We start from the raw sequence: 21,646 nt of genomic DNA, 5'->3' as shown, positions 1-21,646 counted from the left end.
CTGAATTCAGCTAAAGGATAGAAGGGATATCTCTCCTAAATTTGTCTTAAATATTTAAGTCAAACATTTTACAATAAAGGATCATGGAGAGAACCCCTATTCAGAAAGCTACGTCAAATGACGGAAAAACAATTGCTATTATTTCTTACTTAACCATCATCGGCCTTGTTGCAGCCATCATCATGAACAACAAGGAAAAGACTGCTTTAGCGCAATTCCATATCCGACAAAGTATAGGCATTTCAGTAACAGGAATGGCTTTGGGACTTTTACGTTTTGTTCCAGGTATTGGCGGAATCGCCATTAGTATTGTTGGATTGCTCCTACTTATTGCTCTTATATTAGGATTAATATCCGCATTTTCCGGAGAGCGGAAACCACTCCCCTTCATCGGTGAAAAATACCAGGAATGGTTCAATATGATCTAATAGGCATTTTCAAGACATGGAGCGCCTTCCCATCAAAGATGCTCCATGTTATCGTTTTTTATGAACATTCTAGCTCTAATTGAACATAGCGCATCTTTAACTGGCTTTCATATCCGGCACCGTTTTCTCCTCTTTAAAAAACAGGGCAAATAGCAAAAGACAAAAACCAGAAATACCTGCCGGAATAAACCAAAGATATTCCCAAAATTGAGCAGCATAAGCTGTTTTCAGGTAATCTGAAACAGCACCGGCAACCCAAAATCCGATCAGCATCCCAACACCATACATCGCAATGGTAATAAGCCCCTGTGCAGAAGCTTTGTATTTTTCACCAGCAATTCGATCGGTATAGATCTGCCCCACTACGAACATAAAATCATAGCAGATGCCATGCAATAAAATTCCGAATAGCAATAAGAATGACCGTTCCTGTCCGTCGCCGTAGGCAAAAAACAAATAGCGAAGTGCCCAGGCCGCAATGCCCAGTAAAATCATCTTTTTATACCCCAAGCGTCTAAAGAAAAATGGAATCAACAACAGGCAGATGGCTTCGGAAAATTGCCCCAACGCCATTTTTGCTGTGGGGTTCGGTATTCCGGCGTTGACCAAAAATGGGTTCGCATTTTGATAATAGAACGAAATGGGAATACAGATGACAATTGCTGTTACAAAAAAAAATCAGAAAACTCCGCTGTTTTAAAAGCTTCAATGCATCCAAACCAATTGCGTTTCCAAAATCAAATTTTTCATCCCTGAGTTTCACCTGAGGTGGAGTTTTTGGCAGGGCCAGACTAAAGCATGCCAGTAACAACGAACAAACCGCGCCCATAATAAAGGTATTATGCAGGGCACCTGCCTGTATCGATTCGGGAGCATCCCAACGGAACAAATAACTGATCACTAGTCCCGAACAGATCCAACCGATCGTTCCCCACACGCGTACCCCCGGAAAATACTTCTTCGCGTCTTCAATATGCCGGAATGCCATCCCATTGGATAAGGATAGCGAAGACATGTAAGCCATAAAATAAACAAATACATAGGGATAAAAATGTGTCGCATCGGGTGCCTGCGACATCCCGTAAAGTAGTGCAGCTCCAAGGAGATGTAATGCTGAAAGTACCCGCTCGGCATTAAAATATCTGTCGGCGACAAAACCCACAAAAAAAGGAGCAAATACAGCACCAAGGGATTGTGTCGCAAAAATATTTGCGACCTCCATACCCGAGGCATTTAGCGATTTAATAAGGTATGTTCCCAAAGTTACAAACCAAGCCCCTTTCATAAAATATTCTAAAAACATCATCAGGGACAATTGCACGCGTAATACTGGTTTCATCTATTAATTGGTGTTGGAGGTGTTTGTTTTGATTTATTTCATCGGTTTTAAATGACCACATAGACACCTTATATTATTGATATTCAAAACAATATAGAGAGACATGATTACTGAAGTAACGCGCTCGTTGTCCTCGAGTGACTATCGATTAATCAGGCTATTGTCTTCGGTTGTCATTGCTCTATACAAGCTCAAATAGAACTCTATTTTATTCTTAAGATTCGGGCAATGCATCTCGCATAAAATTAAGCCAGTTCTTGCTGGCAATCTTTTCAAGATCGGTGTTATTATACCCCCTTTTTGACAAGATGCCAAATACTTTTTGGATATCAGCAATCGTTTCCAGATCATAAGGACACTGTTCACGGCCAAATGCGCCGTCTAAGTCGCTGCCCACGCCAACATGATCGACATTTCCTGCCAATTGACAAATATGATCAATATTGTTGGCCATGATATTCATGGAGCAATTGCTTGTTTTAGGATCGGATACACCGCGGACCCAATTCGGCACCATCATCCAAGCATCGAGCGCTACCCCGATCACTGCTTTTTTCTTTACAAGAGCCTTGATCATTTCATCACTGAACTGCCTGTTATGGTCCACAAACTTGCGACAGTTATTATGGCTGGCCCAAATCGCACCCTGATAGCGTTGGACAGCATCCCAAAAAGCATCATCATTCAGGTGTGTCGCGTCCAATATCATCCCCAATCGCTCCATTTCTTCCAATAACCTTATTCCCTGCTCATTAAGCTTACCCGACGAGTCTGTCCCATTGGCATATCGACCCGGTCCGTAATGTGCTGGTCCAATCGCTCTTAAACCATAGTTATAGGCTGTTTCGAGATAGCTGATATCTACAATGGAATCGGCACCTTCCAGACTCAGCAGGTACCCGATTGGCTTATCGGCATGATCGCCATCATCTGACCAGAGCGCCAAATGTTGGTCCAGATCAGTTTTTGTACAGATCATTTTCATTTGTCCATCGGCTTCCATTGCTTTATACCATGCAAGCTGCCCTTGTGTTTGTGCCCATGCTTGTTCCGGCGAGTACCAGCCTGGCAAAGCACTCTCGGGTTTTACAAAACGGGCGATTTGTGTCGCAACAACCAAACCAATATGACCACGACGCAATTCGTCAAAAGTGACTGTCGCCTTAGCCCGATCGGGCTTGTCATACATCCCCTTTTCCCTACGGTTCAGTTCAGTAATCGGCAACCGAAGATCCCGATTCCATTCCATGGCGTTCATACTCAAATCCAAATGTGCATCGACCAGAAATGGCATTTCAAATTCGTACATATCAATAATTTATTTTTTTATTTCGCGCATAAACAGTCCAAATTTGATCTGCCTGCCGTTCATGGACAACTTGAAGTTCGCCATAACAAGCTACTGTCGGACAGATATGCCTTGGCACGGCATAAAGGGCATCGCCGATATTAAATTGTGCAGTATTGGAAACTTCAACAACCAAATGCTCTTCACTCTGCATTTTTATTTCGCCTATACGGGGATCGAAAAACTTGACGCGGGGCTGCGGCGATTCACATGCAACTGATTTATACCCCAGATCCAAACAAAGGTGCTTGTGATCAACAATCGAGACGACACGCGTCAGAAGTATCGCCGCAAGCATAAAATCCTGTTCTTCGTAATTTTCGGCATAGCCGAAATCCCAAAACACAAACGTTCCGGGGCTGCATTCTACATCGCTTCGTTCGGCATGAAAAGGGAAACTTGGCGAACCGCCAATAACTTTAGTCAACGGTTTAGAAGTAGACCCCTGCGCCATAAGATAGGCGGTTTCGAGTATACTATACGAATGTTGGGATTGCTTTTCGCGAAGTTTATAATCTTTGTCATGAATATGACCGTCATAACCATGCACACCTACCAACTGAATACCTTCCAAAAGATGGATATCCATAATGAGACGCTCAATACCTTCTAAAGCTACTCCTGTACGGCCCATGCCAATATTAACATCGAGATAAACAGCGCTGCGTAAGCCTTTCGACAGACTACGCTTTGAAATCTCCTGTGCTGCATCGACATGATCCACAAGACAGGCAAAATGTGTCTCTGGAAAGGCGGTTACAAGATTCAAAAAACGATCTATCTTTGGCCCTACGAGCTGGTATGCCAGCAAAACATCTTTTGCACCGATAACACCCAATAGTTCAGCTTCTGCAATAGTTGCACACTTAAACTTTGTAATCCCCTTATCCATCATCAGTTGGCATACTTCCCGACACTTGTTCGTTTTGATATGCGGCCGCAATCGATCAGCCCGCCCATGCACAATATGTAAAGCGCGATCTATGTTCTTGACAATGCGATCAGGGTAGACCAGCAAAGCTGGCGAATCGACCTCATCGACATCATGTATATGGCACCAAGTTTCCATACAATTCCGATTAGTATAACTCAAATAATGCTTCGATTTCTACGGGAATATTATCGGGCAAAGAACCAAATCCAACTGCACTACGTGTTCCAATACCATTCTCTTCTCCCCAAACCGCAGCGAATAGCTCACTACAGCCGTTAATTACGCCTGGATGATAAAGAAAATCCGAGGTACAGTTGACCATACCCAATACCTTGATCACACGCTTGATTTTGTTTAATGAGCCCAAGTTGGTTTTAATGGTCGACAACATAGTTAGACCAACTTGTCTCGCCGCAAGTTTGCCTTCTTCAGGACTGATATCACTTCCAATTCGACCGATAATTAATGTAGCATCATCTTGTACAGGACCATGACCAGAAAGATACAGGTACTTGCCGTCAATGACGTATGGTTTATAGACACCTTTAGGTGCCGGTGCTGGTGGGAATGTCAAACCTAATTTTTCGAATTGTTCATCTGCGTTGTACATCTTTAACGATTTTAAAGTTTAAAATAATAGCTAATATAAAATTAATTGCAATAGTAAAACAGCAAGCAGCCCAACAATGGAAACAATCGCCTCCATGATGGACCAGGAAAATAAGGTATCCGTTATGCTAAGTCCAAAGTACTCTTTAAATAGCCAAAATCCGGCATCATTAACATGGGAAAACATCAAACTGCCGGCTCCTATCGCCAACACCATAAGGTTGGGATCCACTTTTCCCCCTGTAACAATCGGTAGCAGCACACCAGCGGCCGTTAAAGCGGCTACTGTGGCCGAGCCGACACAACCTCTGATAACAGCTGTAATTAACCAAGCCAATAGTAGCGGTGAAATCGACAGCTGCTGCAGGGTATTGGCCAATAATAGACTCACACCACTATCCTCCATCACCTGTTTAAAGATTCCCGAGCCAGCGATAATCAGTAGGATCATGGCAATATCTTTCACTGCAGATTCATAGATTTTCATCACATTGGCCATCGATCGCCCCAATTTCAATCCTAATAAATAGGTTGCTACACCGACCGCAATAACCATAACAACGGTAGGGTTACCGACGAATTTCAATCCCTCCTGCAGCACTATATTGCTTGTATGATAGCAATAAGGAAGCAATGTAAATAAGACAATGAGCAATACCGGCAGCAAGGCAACGGCCAGACTTACCCCCACTGTCGGGCGCGGATACTGCGCTGACTCCGAATGATCTTTCTCGCGGAAAATTGATTCCTGACTTGCCCGTATATTTTTGAGGCTTCTTCCAAAAATTGGCCCACCCAAAATAATAGCGGGTATGGCGATCAAAAGACCATAGATAAGTGTCAGTCCCATATCAGCGTGAAACAGAGCAACTAATGCAACCGGGGAAGGATGCGGCGGAATAAAGCCATGTGTCACAGACAGGGCTGCCAGCATCGGTAATCCGATATATACTGTCGGCAACTTATAGCGGTAGGAAATCGAAAATATCAAGGGGACTAATAAGACAAATCCGATTCCATAAAATAGCGGTATTCCAACGATAAAACCCGTCAACATAAGCCCCCACTGCAAGTATCGCTCTCCCATCAGGCGGACCATTTGCTCAGCAATTATCTCAGCGGCCCCACTTTCAGCAACAATTTTCCCCAACATTGCGCCCAAAACAATGATTAAAGTTAGGCTTCCCATGACGCCTGCAACACCTTTTTCAACTGTACCCACCAACTGTGCCGGTGGAATACCCAAACAAAGTCCGCTGAGTAGGGTAACAACTAAAAAAGCGAGAAAGGCATTGATCTTAAAATAAGTTATGCAAAGGATAAGCAAACAAATGCTGATTACAATGAGGAGTATAGTCATTATATCATAATTAGGATTCTCTCAAATGCAGAGATTACATATTATTTTGGTCTAGTAAATCGTTTTTTCAATTTCAAAGTAAGGATATTTTTTCATTTTTTCTTAAAAAAAGAAAAATTAGTATAAAGCAGAAAGGTATGGCTTATTACCATACCTTTCTTTTTTCATGATCTATTGCCGTATTTTATCAACTATCTGTCAAGGACTAAGGATGCTGTTATTTAACTTTGCTTTTTCGGAATCTCTTTAAGAATTTCGAGGATAAACCTCCAAAACTTCTGCACGGAAGAAATGGAGACGCGCTCTGCTGGCGAATGTGCTCCTAAGATTGTGGGACCAAAGGAAATCATATCCATTCCAGGGTAGTTTGTACCCAAAATACCACACTCAAGTCCAGCGTGACAGGCTACGACTTCTGGCGCTTCACCGTGTTGTACCGTGTAAATGGATTTTAGAACTTCCAAAATTTCAGAATTCGGATTAGGGGCCCATCCGGGGTAATTACCCGAAAAATCAACCTTAAAATTACCGTGTTCGAATGCAGCCTGCAAAGATTGGGCTAAATCAAATTTAGATGTTTCGACAGAAGATCTCGTTAAACATTTGATGGAAACCTTTTCGCCTCCGACTTCAACTTTAGCAATATTATTGGAGGTTTCTACTAGGTCTTCAAAATCGGCACTCACACGGTATACTCCATTCAAGGCTGCATAAACACTGTTGATCAGGTTTTCCTGCACGTTTACTGGAACTACTGTTGCATAAGCAGCATCAGTTTGCTTTACGACAATTTCCATAGCCGGTTCCGTTGTGGCAAATTCCATTTTAATATCCTGCGCCAATTGAGTCAGATTCTGAACAAAGCTGCTTGCCTTATCCTTGACAACAACCACCTTAGCAACGCTTTCTCTCGGAATAGCATTGCGGAGGCTTCCGCCTAAAAGCGACGCAATTCGAAGCCCATACTGCTGATAAGCTTTATAGAGCAAGCGGTTCATCACCTTATTTGCATTCGCGAAACCTTTATGGATATCCATTCCGGAGTGTCCTCCATGCAGTCCTTTCACCGTAAGTTCAAATGATAGCATGTCAAAAGGACAAGGTTCTGCACTATACGACTGTGTTGCCGTTACATCAATCCCTCCTGCACAGCCAATATCAATCTCGCTGTCATTTTCGGTATCTAAATTTAACAGGATTTCGCCCGAAAGCACGCCACCTTTTAATCCTAACGCTCCTGTCATTCCGGTCTCTTCATCAACGGTAAATAAAGCTTCAATAGCTGGGTGCACAATAGCAGATGATTCCAAAATCGACATGATTGTCGCGACGCCAAGACCATTATCCGCGCCTAAAGTGGTGCCGTCTGCTTTTACCCAGTCACCATCCACATACATATTTATACCTTCGGTATCGAAATCAAAAACAGTATCGTTGTTTTTTTGGTGGACCATATCTAAATGCGACTGCAATACAATCGTTTTACGATTTTCCATTCCTTTAGTAGCGGGCTTTTTAATAAGCACATTTCCAATCTCATCTACGCTCGTCGCCAACCCTAGTGATTTTCCAAAGTCTACCATAAAAGCAATTACGCGTGCTTCTTTCTTTGAAGCTCTTGGCACCCCATTTAGCGCAGAGAAATTCCTCCAAATTGCTTTCGGCTCTAACGTATCTAAACTATTTTCAATCATATCTTAAAATTTTCCTAAGCCAAAGGTACTCGATTTTTATCAGATATCCTTTGATTATTGACTGGGAATAAAAACAAAAGACAGGCGCCATTCGTTCTAATAAGGATGTAAACATGAACATAATATTATGCATAAACCAGTACAAGTTGAACGAAAAGATATTTACTTTAAGCCAGATAAAAAAAGAGTGCTAGCACGTTTCTTTTTTTTAGGAGATGATCGCACAATCAAAGTCATTAAACGCATCTTATCCCTTAAAGAATCGCAGCGGAAAGAAGTCTTTGGGCAGGTCCTGCGGAGCTATACGAAAAGGCATCGGAGCATTGTTCATATCTTTGAACGAAATTTTGACCGGGTAAGCCACTTATTAGCAAAGATTCCTTTTTCAAAAGAGAAACTAAGTCATATTGACAAGTTACTGATTGGCTCTTACTTTACCATGGAGTATTCGATAGAGTCTGCGGCGTTGTTCAATCCGTCCATAATAGAACATCCGGACCAGACAGAATTGTTTAAAGGGGAAAAACGTGTTATTCTAAGTTTCAGGGCCACTGGCGAAGGCCATGTCTCTTCCATCGTTTTTCGCTCGGGCACATTGGATGTTAACAATAATATTCATATTGACTATGTCGGTAGTTTATTGGACAAACCTATTCAGGTCAAAAATCATCGTTATCATAAAGAATCTTTCTTAAAGAAAATGAATGAGTTACATGCCGATCCCACTGAAGTAAAGTCTAAACTGGAGGCAAAACTGACAGATACCTTTACTTACGAGGAATTGAAGCGGTATATTGATGAAGTGCGCCATGATAGCGAGGAAAACCTTGAAAATGTGACATTTTTACAGCAGGCATTCTGGCTCGCTTCCTCGCATTATGAAATGACATTCTCCTGGGACACTTCTATTTCAGAACGCGTGATATTTCCGCTCGCTGACACCGAAAAAAGAGGTATTGAAGATGCCCGGTTTGTGCAGTTCAAAGATGAGAAGGGTGAGAGCGTATATTATGCAACCTATACCGCCTATGACGGATTTAGCATTCTCCCTAAGCTATTGACCACAAAAGATTTTTACCATTTTAAAGTGAAACCTATCTATGGTGAAATCGCCAATAAGGGTGCCGCATTATTTCCACGAAAAATAAACGGACGATATGCCATGCTCTGCCGCATCGACGGTGAGAACAATTATATTGCTTACTCTAATAATATTAATATATGGCAGGAAACGGCAATCCGCATTCAAGAGCCCGAATATCCATACGAATTTGTGCAGATTGGTAATTGCGGGTCGCCAATAGAAACACAATATGGCTGGCTGATCCTTACCCATGCCGTAGGGCCAATGCGTGAGTATGTTTTGGGGGCCTCCCTTTTGGATCTGGATAACCCCCATGTTGAAATTGGTCGCCTACATAGCCCCTTGATGACACCAAATGATGAAGAACGAGAAGGATACGTACCTAACGTCATTTATTCTTGTGGAGCGATTGTACACAATGACTACCTCATTTTACCGTATGCAATGTCTGATTATGAGTCCACTTACGCAACTATCAAACTCGAAGATTTACTACTCGCTATCTTAAACCCTGATCGGTATCTTTAAAAGCACGATATACTTCAATATAAGCTAAATAGAAACACAGGGTGCTTTCAGCCCCTTGGTTTCTATTGATGCCATACGATTCCAAACCATCGCAACAACCCTTGGTCTCCTCGTCATAAAGTCCAAGACGAAGATCATTTTCTCCCAAAAACCAGCGAAACGAGGCAATCATTCGGTTAAAATAGATTTTCTTCTTCGTCAGTTTAAATGCTTCGCGATACATAAATACCATCGCCGTTACATCAAGAGGCTGCTGGCCAAATTTGCTGATATGCTTGCCTTGCTTGGCCCATTCCTGATTTCCAACCAATGAAAGCGTGCCATTTTGTATGGTTATGCTTTCGAGAAATTTGAGTGTAGATAGTCCTAAATGTTTTATTTTATCATCGTTTAAAAATGAACTTGCGGCCAACAACGCATAGGGCAATATCGCATTGTCATAAGTCAATACTGATTCAAACCATTGCCAATGTTCATCAGAACTGGCGTCATATTCCCACACCAACTTACCAATAAGAGTACGCATCAACTCTATCATTACTTCATCGTTGGATTGGTCATGCAAATATTCTGCAATTCCCAATACGGTATATGCTATCGCACGGATGGAGCGCAACTGACTGAAATTTGGCACAGCTCTAAAAAATAATTCGCGTCCCAATTGATAGTAGCTAGTCAATTCAGTTTTACGAAGAAGTACGCCCAAGGCCCATATTGTCCGCCCAAAAGAATCTTCCGAACCAACGTCATCGAGAAAATTATGCTGGAAATCCATAAAATTATGAAATAGTCCATCTTCGCGCTGGTGATAATAGATATAACTGAGGTAAGTGGAGATACGACGATCTAACTTCTTATCAGCAAAATCATCTTGAGCCAATAAGGTGAGTAGAAGTGCTCTGGCATTATCGTCGATGCAGTAGCCTTCTTTGTAGTTTGGCAGTGAATACGTTGCATGCTGCAAGATACCGACTTGATTAGTAAGTCGATCAATATGCTTCCAACTGAATTTGGGCATTTCATCTTTTGTAAAGGCTACATTTTCTTTCAGGCTGTCGGAGGTTGGAATGATTCTTTCCAAAACCCGCGTATAACGAAGGCCTATATTTTTCCAGGTTAACTCTCTTCCGAACGCGCTCGCATTTTCTCTCAATGTGGTGCGATAATCTAAATTTGAGAACAGATTTTTAAGCACTTCAGCCATTCCGGCTGAATTTTTAAATTCAACCAGTACTCCTCTTCCATCGGCAAGCAATTCCTTGGCATGCCAATAAGGAGTAGACACTACCGCTGCTCCCGCTCCGATGGCATACGATAATGTCCCACTGGTAATCTGCGCCTCGTTAATATAAGGAGTGACATAGACGTCGCAGGCGCATAGATACTCGACAAGATCGGACTGGCTGACGAAGGAATTAACAAATCGGACATGTTCCTCCAAATGGTAGGCTTCTACTAGACTGCCGAGATACTCCCGATATTCCTCCCCCGAATGCGCCAATACATTCGGGTGTGTTTTACCAACGATGAGGTATACTAGATCAGGCTCATTTTTGACCACTTCGGGTAGAGATTCAATCACCATTTCAATACCCTTATTTCGTCCCAAAAAACCAAAAGTTAACAGAACCTTCTTCCCTGACAGGCCTTTTTTAAACTTTGCAAGTTCATGATCCAAGGTAAATTCTGGCACTCCGTGATGTATTAATACAACTTTTGTCGTATTGACCCTATAAATATTTTTGAGTAATGTTATCGCATAATTGCTCATCACAGTAACAATCGAAGCCCGCTTAACAATTTCAATAAGAATAGCTTTCTCATCGACATTCGGCTTTTCCAGGATGGTGTGAAAATTAACCAGTAATGGAATATGCAGTGCATTGATCAAGGATAAGATATACATCCCGCTATTACCACCAAAGATACCGTACTCGTGCTCCAATATCACACAATCGTAACCGTTTTCATTAATATAGTTGGCCGCTTCGATATACGACAGCTGAGCATGTTGGTCTATTTGGAAAACAACTTCATTGGGATATACATAATCCCGGTCCGCAACAGCAAAAACATGTTGTGTCAATTCCTCATTATGCAGCGAAACAGCCTGCAACAAATCTGATGTAAAGGTGGCAATACCACATTCTTTCGGTAAATAGGTACTTATATAAGCGATCTTCATTGCAATAATAATTATTGGATAAAGCCCAGAACTAGGCTGAAGCAGATGTGTGCTACATTATCTAAATGCTTTTCGGACGAAAATTGTTTTGTCACATAGGGAGGAATTCAAAGAAAAGGTACTTGGGGGGTGAATCCCCTATGAACGGTCGTTAGATTAGTATTGTATTTAAACATCAATTTGTCTATGTTTGCCAACTAAAAGGAAGTACTGAATGAAATCACCAAAAGAAAAAATGATTGCCGGCCTTCCCTATCTTGATTCGGATGGACAGTTATTTAAAGATAGGCAATACGCCAAAGAAGAGCTTAAGCGATTTAACGATTCGGAACCTAAACAAATCAAATTTAGAAAACAGATTATTCAGAAACTATTTAACGCAACAGGACATCGTTTTTTTCTTGAGCCTCCATTTCGTTGTGACTACGGCTATAACATTACTATTGGTGAAAACTTTTACAGCAATTATAGTTGCACTATTTTAGACTGTGCTCCAGTTACTATCGGCGATAATGTACTGTTTGGACCCAATGTGAGCCTATTCACCGCCGGTCACCCCCTTCATTTTGAAGCAAGAAATCAAGGCTGGGAATTTGCGCTTCCAATCGTTATCGAAGATAACGTATGGATAGGTGGGCATGTTGTTGTCAATCCCGGCGTGCGGATTGGAAGAAATTCGGTGATTGGCTCTGGATCAGTCGTTACTAAAGATATTCCATCAAACGTCATAGCGGCTGGCAATCCTTGCCGGATCCTTCGCCCGATAACTGAATCGGATCGAATCGACTACGTCGAAAGTTAGTAAAGCCACACATGCTGGATGAACCAGGAGCACCCTATTATTGTATTTACTGACCTTGGCGAATAAAATTACCTTAGCGCTAATGAATAGGTGACGGTGGTATCCTTTTGCTTTACCGCATCAAAACCGTTCTTTTTCCAAAAGTGCTGTTGATCAAGAAGGGCTTCGGCTAGCACAATTTTACCATTAAATGTACCTATAAATCGTCTAGCGTAGCCTAATAATGCCGTGCCTATCCCCTGCATTCTAACATGTGGGGCAACGGCAAGAAAATGGATGATGTAGTTATCGCCGAGAGAAATCAGGCTGAGAACACCAACGACATCATTTCCATCGTAGGCTGCAAAATGCGTGGCTTCAAAATCGCCATCTAGCATTACTTCACCAAGCTTCCCCTCGGGAGAAAAGACTTCTTTTCGCAGTTTCCAAGTTCGGGCAGCAAAAACTTGCTCAATGTACCAATCCATCATACTCCTGTTCTAATCCAATCAGTGCACTGGAAAGATAGTTGATTGTGTCGGAAGGCAACAAGGAATAGACTCCAATCTTCTCTACCGCAATATCTGCTGCACGCCCATGGATATATACACCCATAATTAGAGCTTGTTTGGATGAATACCCCTGTCCTAGAAGCGCTGCGATGATACCTGTCAGGATATCGCCACTGCCACCCGTCGCCATCCCAACATTCCCTGTACTGTTGAAATAGAGTGCCCCATCGTTCATAACCATCATGCTATTGGCCCCTTTAACCAGCATATAAAATTGGTGTTTGACGGCGAAAGCTTTTACTTTTTCCATCTTTTCGAAATCATCCTTCCAAGGACCCAATATTCGACTAAGCTCTTTTGGATGTGGAGTCAATATACTGTCTGCCGGTACAAATGCCCATAGATCAGGATCTCGAGCTAGAATATTCAATGCATCGGCATCTAATACCAACGGGGTATTACTTTTAGTAGAAATAAATACCTTTAAGGCATCAATAGTATATTGCGTTGTACCCATACCAATACCCATACCAATAGACTGATAACTCGTGATGTTGGGGATTTGGGTAATAAAATCCGTTTCAGGATCTGTCAAGATCATTGCTTCGGGCACAGCAGTCTGTAAGATCGTATGGCCACAAGCGGGCACATATGCTGTGGCTAAACCGCATCCGGCGCGAAGGGCTGCTCGTAACGCAAGCTGCACAGCTCCCATTTTACCCTTACTCCCGCCAATAATCAACGTATGACCAAATGTCCCTTTATGATCAAATTTCCGTCGCTTTCGATAAAAAGAAGCGACAAGGAGCTGATCAACATAAAAGAGATCAGTTTCTGTTTCGTCAATGGCCAGCCGACTGAGATTGATATCCAACACCTTAAAGTCTTTGACATACCATTGGTTTTCCGGCAGTAGCAAGGCGAGCTTGGGCGCCTGAAAGGTAAACACAAAGTCTGCCCTAACAACTAGAGCATCAGGCGGCGTATTTTTATCCGCTAGAAGCCCAGAAGGCATATCCACTGAGTATATTCTTGCACCGCATCCATTTATACTCGAAATAATACCATTCCATTCTGCTGTGAGGACTGTATTTAACCCATAACCAAACAGGCAATCCAGTACGATTGCATTGGAAGGAATATCCACTTGCTCTTCGGGATTGATCTTTTGGATTACCTGGTTGGACAAACGCTTTTGATTAGCAAGATTGTCAGCGGAATACTCCTCCACATCGACGATGTAGACCTTTACCATTGCCTGCTCTTGATTCAATAAGCGAGCAAGAACCAGGCCATCACCACCATTATTCCCTTTGCCACAAAAAATGTAAAATGTTTCACGCTCCATCCGGGAATGAAGTCTTTTAACTTCCTCGAAAACAACAGTTGCAGCACGCTCCATAAGATCCAGGCTGTTGACACCTTGATCTTTTAATGTTTCGCCATCGATGCTCCTCATTTGCTGAGCGGATAGTATCTTCATCGTTCTTCTTATTTTTATTGAAAGTAACTAATCCTGAGATCAAATAAAAATATCAGTATACTTTTTGGCTAAGGATAGTGATGTACATGCAGATCCAAGCTTTCGCTGTCAATGAGCGCTTTCTATTCACTTGCGGTGACCTGCTTCACTCCTCCAGTTCGTTTCAGGGTACCCCATGTATTTAATTCTCCTTTAATGGCTTTTTTGACCGACTTAAATAAGACGAAGTACATCAATTGGCGCCAGAAAAAACGTTGTGGAAACAAATAAATTAAGTTGACGAGCTTTTCTCCTTCCAATTTAAACGCAATAGCCGCAAAGCAAATATCGACGGCAACAAATAGGAAGTAATAGAACATCACCTGACCAAAACCCGTATGCAATGAAAACAATCCGGCAATTCCTGTCCAGCTGATACCATTTACCTCACTTAGGGAGAAAAGACCGCTTACCAAGGAGAACAGCATAAATATGTCGGCCAAAGGTGCAAATAGCGGAAGAATAATCTGAAAGATCAGGATATTGGGCATTCCAACCATACCAAAATAGCCGTATCTCGGATTTAATAAGGTCTGTTTATTCTTCCAAAAACTTTGCAATACACCAAAACTCCAGCGGAATCTTTGCTTAAAGAGCATGCCAACCGTATCTGGCGCTTCGGTATACGCGATTGCTTCTGATGCATTACGAACGATATAGCCGGCTTTTAATATACGCATGGTTAAATCACAATCTTCCGCCAGGGTATCGGTTGTAAATCCCCCCACCTCCAAAAGAGCGGATTTACGAAAGGCGCCAATTGCTCCAGGCACTACCGATATCATATTGAGCAGATCAAAGGCTCGTCGATCCATATTCTGTGACGTGATGTACTCGATCGATTGCCAATGCGTCAAAATATTATGTACATTACCGACCTTCACACTTCCGGCAACCGCTGCAACCTGGTCCTTATTAAAATACTTCATCAATTCTTTTAATGCATTTGTCTTTAGTTGCGTATCGGCATCGATGCAGAGCACAAACTGCGCTTGGGATTGTTGGATACCATAGTTAAGCGCAGAAGCTTTGCCCCCATTTTGTTTGGTAAACAGCCTTACTTTAGGATGGTCGCCATACACCTTACTAACCAGCTCAAACGTTTTGTCTTTCGATCCGTCATCCACAAAAACCAATTCATAATCTGGATAATCCAAATTCAAAAGACTTTTTATCGTCGCCAGTACGGTTATTTCTTCATTATAGGCAGGAATAATAACGCTCACCTTGTCTTGAGGATCAACTATCAATTGGGAATGTTCCTTTTTACTCCTTCGCTTTTGCCGGATTGCCAAATAAGCGATCATTGCTGTTCTAAAAATTGCCAATACAATCGCAATGGAAAAAACCAGATTCAAGAAGATGTTACCATAAAACAAGGTTCCTAAGAACAAGCGGTTGGAAGATCCACTAAATCCCGAATCGGAAGCATTTTCAACAGGTGGCATCAATTCATCTCGTTTTTTGCCCATTAAATCACCAATCGTTGCAAATTTATATCCATGAGATTTAAAATAATGAATAATACGTGGCAGGGCGGCTATGGTCGCTTCTCGATTGCCTCCAGCATCATGTAATAGGATAATGTTTCCATTATCGCGTTGTTTGATGACTTCATTATAGACTTCATCTGCTGTACGGCCAGGTACCCAATCGTTGGGATCGATGTATTCGCCAATATTGATATAGTTCTCTTTACGACTCTGGGCCACGGGCAGAATTTCGGCCACCGTCTGTGGTTCGGCATCCGCATTAAAAGGAGCTCTGAAAAGAATTGTACTATGACCGGTTATACATTCAATGATCTTTCGGGTCGCGTTCAACTCGAACTTAACACGATTTGGCCCTATTGTGGACATATCGGGGTGAAAAAAAGTATGGTTACCGATTTCATGTCCCTCCTGGTATTCGCGACGGACCAGATCCATATTTTTCTCAGCCATCATACCCACAAGAAAGAAAGCTCCCGGAACACGTTCTTTTTTTAAGATGTCCAATACTTGTGGCGTATAAGTAGGGTCAGGCCCATCATCAAATGTGAGCACCACCGTCTTGTCTCTTTCTCCAAAGCGCTTAATAACGTAATTGCTCGGTGTTTTTACATACACTTGGTCCTGAATCATTAGCGTCGATGAATCGTAAGTAAATTTAACTTCCCCAGGAACCGGGCTATTCACCAAATCCAAAATCTCCCCATCGCCAATATATTGAATCCCTCCAACAAGGATTTGTTGTATCTTTCCAAAGTCAAATGGATCTTTCTTTAAGCTTTCTTGACTTAATGATCTTGAAATAAAAGACCATAAACGGGCGTCTTCACTACCTAAACGCCAAAGAGCAATACCGGCTAATCCCCAGTCATCTGCTTTACGGATAAGATTAAAATAGGTTGCTGCATCTGTGAAGTAAACATCATGATGCATTCCTCCTCCGTCGGTATAACTAAAACTTAGATTTGCCGATTCGGGATTAAAAGCAATCTTGGCATTGTAATTATGCGCCAAAATGACTGCATTATCATAAGTCAATGTCTGTCCAACACTACCTTTAGGCCAATCATAGCCATAACATGCCAACGCCAAAATTACCTTGTCCGCATTGACCTTACTACAGAGCTCATCGAGATTTTTTTCGACCCATGCCTGATGGGAGATAGCGCCTGCATTACTTTCAATGGAATGCTGATCATAGGCCATTAAGATTATGTAATCATTATATTTCTGCAAGGCAATCGGGTCGTAATCATCATTTTCGGGCGAAATATCCTGCGACACAAGAAGCCCCTCGGTATGAAACACGGTATAAATGTGAGCCATAAAATCATTTAATGACTTCCGGTCGTCCAATTGTAAGTTTTCAAAATCAATATTTACTCCCCCAAAACCATCTCGCTTCACTTTTAACAGAATATCGTCTATAAAACGTTGTTGTTTTTCTGGATCAACTAAGATTGCTTTTACGGTTTGCCCGTCAAAATCGTTACCACTAAAATTTGAAATCTGTGCGATAGCTTTACGCTTATACTGATGAATAACCTTGAGCGCGGCAGTATCCGCTTTATCTACCACCGTATCCTGATTGGGTACTGTAAAAAATGACTCCATGGCGACCATATCCAAATGACCGATGTTGCGGCGTAAATCAGATAGGGACTGCTCACGGACTTCGTTTGACCAGGAACTGACGTAAAATCCCATATTGATCCTACTTTTTGAGCCAATATGTTTTAGATGCTTGCGATCACGATCATATTTGATTTTCTCCAATTCGGATTTTAAAATGGTAAATTCCTTGAATTGTTTTGATTTCTTTAATCTGGCAGTAGACTTTTCAGTCAACGGCGTGTTGGTATTAATTATTGGGAACGGAGGAATCTGGATCTTACCTAATGTATAAATTACACCTATAACACCAATGATCAAACCAATCACCAATGCCCTGCTCATCCAAGAAAAAGCGTACCAGCGCTTTTTGCTCGACGTCTGAAAAATCTGTTTTTCTGACATAATAGTATTCTCATTAACTTCGGCTAAGCTACATCAGAAAATGATCCAAAGAGCAAATCAATAGCTTAAAAATTTCTTAATTTTAAAGCCTTACTCTTCTCCCGATTTCCCCATAAATTTAAGTATATTCGTTAAATTGTAATATACTATGTAGAACTATGAGACCACTAACTATACTCATCCCCTTGTTCTCTTGTCAGGCTTTTCTTGGTTGTGGACAGCCCAATATCACCGCATCGAAAACACAAAGTATCGATTCGGCATCCAAGGAAGCTATACGGACGGACGGATACCAATTTATTGACCCTAATGGAATGACCATTAAATCACGCTTTCTATTACCAGAAGGATTCAAAAGGCTGCAATACAAAACTGTTGCATTTGGGAGTTTTCTTGAAAATCTCCCACTTTATTCTATCGATCAGGAGGTACATTATTACAATGGAAAGATTAAACGTAGAGAAAACATCTACAATAGTGTTGTAAAACTGCACATAGGAAAACGAGATTTACATCAGTGCGCCGATGCAATCATGCGACTCAGGGCGGATTATTTATACGGACAAAAGCGCTATAAGGATATAAAATTTAACTTTCTCTCGGATGGCAAACCCCGAGCGTATACAAACTACGCAAAGGGAGACTACTCCTACCCGACCTATTGGAAGTACTTGGAATACATCTTCGCCTATGCAAATACCGCTTCGCTACACGACGAACTTCATCAAGTAAACACTACCCAAGAAGTTAAAATTGGAGACACTTTTATTCAAAAAGGATCGCCTATTGGCCATGCAGTTATCGTTGTTGATCTGGCCAAGAATAATAGCGGAAAAACAATTGTGCTACTCGCCCAAAGCTACATGCCAGCTCAAGATATACAAATTTTAAACAATTGGAATGATAGCAAACTCAGTCCTTGGTATGATATAGATCAGGACATAATAAAAACTCCTGAATGGACATTTTATCCAAAAAACCTCAAAACTTGGGAATAGCCTAAAGCGGTTGCAATCAAACTAAACTCTTTGGCTGGTTGCTAGCAAAACTTTGCCAACTGCGGTAAGCGGCTATAATTTTGTTCAAAACAGCAACATAACCCATTACACCATGAGTTTAAGATCATACCAAAAAAGCTTTCGGCAATGCTTCAAAAAGCGGCCGTTAGCCAATTCAATAATGAGCTCTTTAAAGGAATAATTCTATTGACTAAAATGCATATCCTTTCAAATAAAGCTTGATAATAACACTAAACATTATGATGGCAGACTTGTCTTCAAGGTAATGTTGTGTCGACCTGTGCTTATTAAATAAGCACAACTAAACCTTGACATAAAGAACATAATAAATATGAAAATAAGATTTTTATATAAAAAAAAAGTATCTATGACACCCTAACCTCAATTTATACAATAGTCTTATATACGGATAAGTTACATGAAGCATGAGAAACAGTCATGATATCGAGACAGGTATAACAATGAGGTCAGTCCCCATACAAACAATTGAAAATAGTACACATTTTAGTTAAGCAGCGTTGTAAACAAGGAAAATGATTACATTTTCTAATAGCTTATCATTCTTTGACCGCCCTTTCTCCGTCTTTCTTTTGGATTAAATTTTAAAAAAAGGTTAATATTTACTGACTATAAAGGTGATTTTACATGATATTGCATACCGTCGCAAAAATACCGAAATAAATAATTATTAATATCTAAAAAACAATATTTTACGTAACTTATATAAATAGAAAAATTACCAATTAAAATGACATATAATGCTTATTTAATACAATAAAAAGATTGGATAAAATTTTATCCAATCTTTTTACTGTATTAAACGGCATCGCTCTATAGCGATCAGTTATATCATGCCCCTTTAAACTTATCCATGCTGCATTGATATAGATCGATATAGACGACATGGGTCGTCGCAATGTATTTACTTTCGATTAAGCAGGCATTTAGCGCGATCTAGAGCAATAAATGGAAATTCAAGCAAACTTATAGCGGCGGGGAATTACAATGAAGCCAAAAAGCCTCTAAATGGCAATATAGATGAAAAGACGCTTAATCAATAAAAATTTTGCCTATTTTTCCACATAGTTGATTCAATCAGAAGGACCAAATATACTGTTGCCCTAGGATATAGCTTGTAATAGTATTTTTAATCGATTTAAGACAGTATATTCTATTCCTCTACCTAATACACCACCAATAAATAGAATAGCACATACGAGCTAAAACAGCTCAGTCGAGTAATGGCAATTACAAAAAGAAAAATTGAAAATAGAATTCTTCAAATCAGTAAAAATGAGCTTAAAAATAACAGACAATACATAAGCGACATATTAAAAACATAAATAGATATAATACAATTAACTATATAACAAAACATAAAGTTACACATCATATAAATACAGCTTATAAATTAATAAGATTCAATTTTCAATGAAGAACACAAAGCATTTTTGTATATTTAAATTTTAAAAAATTTTATGAGCTACGAACTTTCAGCATTGCCATTCTTTTTAAAAATAGAGCTCAAAAAGATCAGGAGGACCCGCAATGTAATCATCGGAATTTTCCTCTCTATATTCGCCTTTTGCTACGGATTTTTCCTGTCCGCCTTTTTTCAACATTGGCTAGGCATTGAAGACAGACTTACATTTTTCTACAAATCACTCCCTACCCTATCGATTCTTTTCATTTATTTAGGTTTTATATTTGGACTTTTATGCTGGGTAGTTTACAGGAAGAACCAAAAATTTATTCGGGTACTACAGGATCTAAACAGCGAGGACCTTGCTACCTACGAGCAATACACCAAGCGATTGACCCGCATCTTTTCAGCGATAGCACCTTATGTTTTTTTTAAAAATGAGATTCTATTTTTCCCGCTGATCGGAAATAAATGCATTGAAATTGATCAGATCCATCGCATTGAAACGAAAATCATACGCAATTACCGGGGCCCTAATAGCTACCGCGTCTATTTTTTCAATGAATTCAACAAAATCCACCAGGTGACTATGAATCAAAAAGGCGCTTTTGATTTTATACAAGAGCAACTTCTTAAGAAAAATCCAAACCTGGATGTTGTTGCACGGAATGATTAAATACAGGGGATCTCAGGGATTTTTTCGGGAGAACAATAGGAAAGGTCAACACTACCCTTGATAAGATTTTAGACCAATAGCAAAATGCGCTAACCGAAGGCGATCAATCTTTCGCTTCTAGTAAAAAAGCTATTCGGGTATATAGTCCACATAACGACCAGATTCAGCAACTTCTTTGATTACCTGATTGCGCTCTTCAATAAACTTTCGCATATAACGTGTTAAAAAGAGAGATTCCGCAAATTTTCCCAGAACACCAAACGGTGCTTCGAAATTAAAAATATCGCGCATGATTATTTTTCCATGTTCAACTTCTTCGAAGAAATGCTGATGTTCCATGGAATAAAACATCCCGTGGACCATTTTATCTTCAAAAAAATAAGGCCGTTCCATGGCTGTTATCCGCACAGTTAACGTTTGCCTGACCCCGAAATGTCTTGCACGCCACCTAACCTGCTGCCCCATCTCGATCAAACCAGTCGTCACCCCTCCAATTGACTCCTCTCCAGTCTTCTTTGCAGAATACTTATGCAGATCAATACTACGTGCCAGGTCGAAAACCACAGACAAAGGAGCCTCTATAAAGGTATCAAAAATAAGCTGCGGCATAATGTCCTGTACTAAATTTTGTGTGAATTTCGTGAAATTAGCGGACATCTTTGGAATCGGTTGCCAAAAATTGTATAAATTGGACCTGC

General features: G+C 40.8%; 16 protein-coding genes and 1 pseudogene. 5 read left to right on the top strand and 12 right to left on the bottom strand.

Translation table 11 applies throughout. The annotated features are described in order from the left end of the window. Positions 1 to 83 precede the first annotated feature (83 nt). Positions 84 to 428 (top strand): hypothetical protein, encoded by a 345-nt coding sequence (locus tag B2107_RS08275; RefSeq protein ID WP_293954896.1) that lies wholly within the window; start codon positions 84 to 86, stop codon positions 426 to 428. A 96-nt stretch (positions 429 to 524) separates the two neighbouring features. Here the strand turns inward: B2107_RS08275 and B2107_RS21850 are convergent, their stop codons facing one another. The 7 genes and pseudogenes from B2107_RS21850 to B2107_RS08245 form a co-directional block, all read right to left on the bottom strand. Further along, entirely contained in the window at positions 525 to 1,070 is a 546-nt protein-coding gene (locus B2107_RS21850) for an MFS transporter (protein WP_349682262.1), read from the bottom strand. 46 nt (positions 1,071 to 1,116) lie between these two features. Next, positions 1,117 to 1,713 (bottom strand): annotated as a pseudogene (locus B2107_RS21845) (MFS transporter); the annotation flags it as partial. A 268-nt stretch (positions 1,714 to 1,981) separates the two neighbouring features. Next, positions 1,982 to 3,076 carry a dipeptidase gene (locus B2107_RS08265; RefSeq protein ID WP_293954894.1) on the bottom strand — a complete coding sequence of 365 codons (1,095 nt, stop codon included), beginning with the start codon at positions 3,074 to 3,076 and terminating at the stop codon, positions 1,982 to 1,984. Between the two features lies 1 nt (position 3,077). Continuing rightward, positions 3,078 to 4,184 carry a D-TA family PLP-dependent enzyme gene (locus B2107_RS08260; RefSeq protein ID WP_293954892.1) on the bottom strand — a complete coding sequence of 369 codons (1,107 nt, stop codon included), beginning with the start codon at positions 4,182 to 4,184 and terminating at the stop codon, positions 3,078 to 3,080. A gap of 10 nt (positions 4,185 to 4,194) precedes the next feature. Continuing rightward, positions 4,195 to 4,659, bottom strand: coding sequence for a RidA family protein (locus B2107_RS08255; protein ID WP_293954890.1), 465 nt, complete (start codon positions 4,657 to 4,659; stop codon positions 4,195 to 4,197). Between the two features lie 30 nt (positions 4,660 to 4,689). After that, complete coding sequence (locus B2107_RS08250; RefSeq protein WP_293954888.1) at positions 4,690 to 6,018, bottom strand: gluconate:H+ symporter; 1,329 nt, start codon at positions 6,016 to 6,018, stop codon at positions 4,690 to 4,692. Between the two features lie 221 nt (positions 6,019 to 6,239). Beyond that, positions 6,240 to 7,712, bottom strand: coding sequence for an aminoacyl-histidine dipeptidase (locus tag B2107_RS08245; protein WP_293954886.1), 1,473 nt, complete (start codon positions 7,710 to 7,712; stop codon positions 6,240 to 6,242). Between the two features lie 127 nt (positions 7,713 to 7,839). Between B2107_RS08245 and B2107_RS08240 the strand changes: the two genes are divergently transcribed. Then, on the top strand, positions 7,840 to 9,324 hold the full coding sequence (locus B2107_RS08240) for a glycoside hydrolase family 130 protein (protein WP_293954884.1): 1,485 nt from the start codon (positions 7,840 to 7,842) through the stop codon (positions 9,322 to 9,324). Here B2107_RS08240 and B2107_RS08235 read toward each other — a convergent pair. Beyond that, positions 9,296 to 11,509 carry a glycosyltransferase family 4 protein gene (locus B2107_RS08235; RefSeq protein ID WP_293954882.1) on the bottom strand — a complete coding sequence of 738 codons (2,214 nt, stop codon included), beginning with the start codon at positions 11,507 to 11,509 and terminating at the stop codon, positions 9,296 to 9,298. The two genes, B2107_RS08240 and B2107_RS08235, sit on opposite strands and share 29 nt — an antisense overlap. 214 nt (positions 11,510 to 11,723) lie before the next feature. On the opposite strand from B2107_RS08235, the gene B2107_RS08230 reads away from it, so the two are divergent. Next, positions 11,724 to 12,311, top strand: coding sequence for a sugar O-acetyltransferase (locus B2107_RS08230; protein WP_293954880.1), 588 nt, complete (start codon positions 11,724 to 11,726; stop codon positions 12,309 to 12,311). Between the two features lie 68 nt (positions 12,312 to 12,379). Here the strand turns inward: B2107_RS08230 and B2107_RS08225 are convergent, their stop codons facing one another. The 3 genes from B2107_RS08225 to B2107_RS08215 form a co-directional block, all read right to left on the bottom strand. Next, entirely contained in the window at positions 12,380 to 12,781 is a 402-nt protein-coding gene (locus B2107_RS08225) for a GNAT family N-acetyltransferase (protein ID WP_293954878.1), read from the bottom strand. Further along, positions 12,762 to 14,285: an NAD(P)H-hydrate dehydratase gene (locus tag B2107_RS08220; RefSeq protein ID WP_293954876.1), complete on the bottom strand. Its 1,524-nt coding sequence runs from the start codon at positions 14,283 to 14,285 to the stop codon at positions 12,762 to 12,764. Before B2107_RS08220 ends, B2107_RS08225 begins: the two co-directional genes overlap by 20 nt. A 122-nt stretch (positions 14,286 to 14,407) precedes the next feature. Beyond that, a complete protein-coding gene (locus tag B2107_RS08215) occupies positions 14,408 to 17,830 on the bottom strand; it encodes a glycosyltransferase (protein ID WP_293954874.1) in 3,423 nt (1,140 codons plus the stop codon). Positions 17,831 to 17,988: 158 nt separating this feature from the next. On the opposite strand from B2107_RS08215, the gene B2107_RS08210 reads away from it, so the two are divergent. Then, positions 17,989 to 18,828: a DUF4846 domain-containing protein gene (locus tag B2107_RS08210; RefSeq protein WP_293954872.1), complete on the top strand. Its 840-nt coding sequence runs from the start codon at positions 17,989 to 17,991 to the stop codon at positions 18,826 to 18,828. 1,499 nt (positions 18,829 to 20,327) lie between these two features. Next, the gene (locus tag B2107_RS08205) at positions 20,328 to 20,948 is read left to right on the top strand and encodes a hypothetical protein (protein WP_293954870.1); all 621 of its coding nucleotides are present in this window, start codon (positions 20,328 to 20,330) and stop codon (positions 20,946 to 20,948) included. Between the two features lie 129 nt (positions 20,949 to 21,077). Here the strand turns inward: B2107_RS08205 and B2107_RS08200 are convergent, their stop codons facing one another. Continuing rightward, positions 21,078 to 21,605: an SRPBCC family protein gene (locus B2107_RS08200; RefSeq protein ID WP_293954868.1), complete on the bottom strand. Its 528-nt coding sequence runs from the start codon at positions 21,603 to 21,605 to the stop codon at positions 21,078 to 21,080. Positions 21,606 to 21,646 lie beyond the last annotated feature (41 nt).

The sequence above is a fragment of the Sphingobacterium sp. UBA7855 genome, from assembly GCA_002500745.1.
In the GTDB taxonomy this organism is placed as follows: Bacteria; Bacteroidota; Bacteroidia; order Sphingobacteriales; family Sphingobacteriaceae; genus Sphingobacterium.
The sequence above is the reverse complement of the archived record's forward strand: the minus strand, read 5'-3'. Positions and strand labels throughout refer to the sequence as shown.

Coding starts and splice junctions, on each gene's coding strand:
- B2107_RS08245 (WP_293954886.1), bottom strand. CDS start 7,712: ATGATTGAAAATAGTTTAGATACGTTAGAGCCGAAAGCAATTTGGAGG.
- B2107_RS08275 (WP_293954896.1), top strand. CDS start 84: ATGGAGAGAACCCCTATTCAGAAAGCTACGTCAAATGACGGAAAAACA.
- B2107_RS08250 (WP_293954888.1), bottom strand. CDS start 6,018: ATGACTATACTCCTCATTGTAATCAGCATTTGTTTGCTTATCCTTTGC.
- B2107_RS08240 (WP_293954884.1), top strand. CDS start 7,840: ATGCATAAACCAGTACAAGTTGAACGAAAAGATATTTACTTTAAGCCA.
- B2107_RS08205 (WP_293954870.1), top strand. CDS start 20,328: ATGAGCTACGAACTTTCAGCATTGCCATTCTTTTTAAAAATAGAGCTC.
- B2107_RS08210 (WP_293954872.1), top strand. CDS start 17,989: ATGAGACCACTAACTATACTCATCCCCTTGTTCTCTTGTCAGGCTTTT.
- B2107_RS08230 (WP_293954880.1), top strand. CDS start 11,724: ATGAAATCACCAAAAGAAAAAATGATTGCCGGCCTTCCCTATCTTGAT.
- B2107_RS08255 (WP_293954890.1), bottom strand. CDS start 4,659: ATGTACAACGCAGATGAACAATTCGAAAAATTAGGTTTGACATTCCCA.
- B2107_RS08265 (WP_293954894.1), bottom strand. CDS start 3,076: ATGTACGAATTTGAAATGCCATTTCTGGTCGATGCACATTTGGATTTG.
- B2107_RS08235 (WP_293954882.1), bottom strand. CDS start 11,509: ATGAAGATCGCTTATATAAGTACCTATTTACCGAAAGAATGTGGTATT.
- B2107_RS08215 (WP_293954874.1), bottom strand. CDS start 17,830: ATGTCAGAAAAACAGATTTTTCAGACGTCGAGCAAAAAGCGCTGGTAC.
- B2107_RS08200 (WP_293954868.1), bottom strand. CDS start 21,605: ATGTCCGCTAATTTCACGAAATTCACACAAAATTTAGTACAGGACATT.
- B2107_RS08260 (WP_293954892.1), bottom strand. CDS start 4,184: ATGGAAACTTGGTGCCATATACATGATGTCGATGAGGTCGATTCGCCA.
- B2107_RS08220 (WP_293954876.1), bottom strand. CDS start 14,285: ATGAAGATACTATCCGCTCAGCAAATGAGGAGCATCGATGGCGAAACA.
- B2107_RS08225 (WP_293954878.1), bottom strand. CDS start 12,781: ATGATGGATTGGTACATTGAGCAAGTTTTTGCTGCCCGAACTTGGAAA.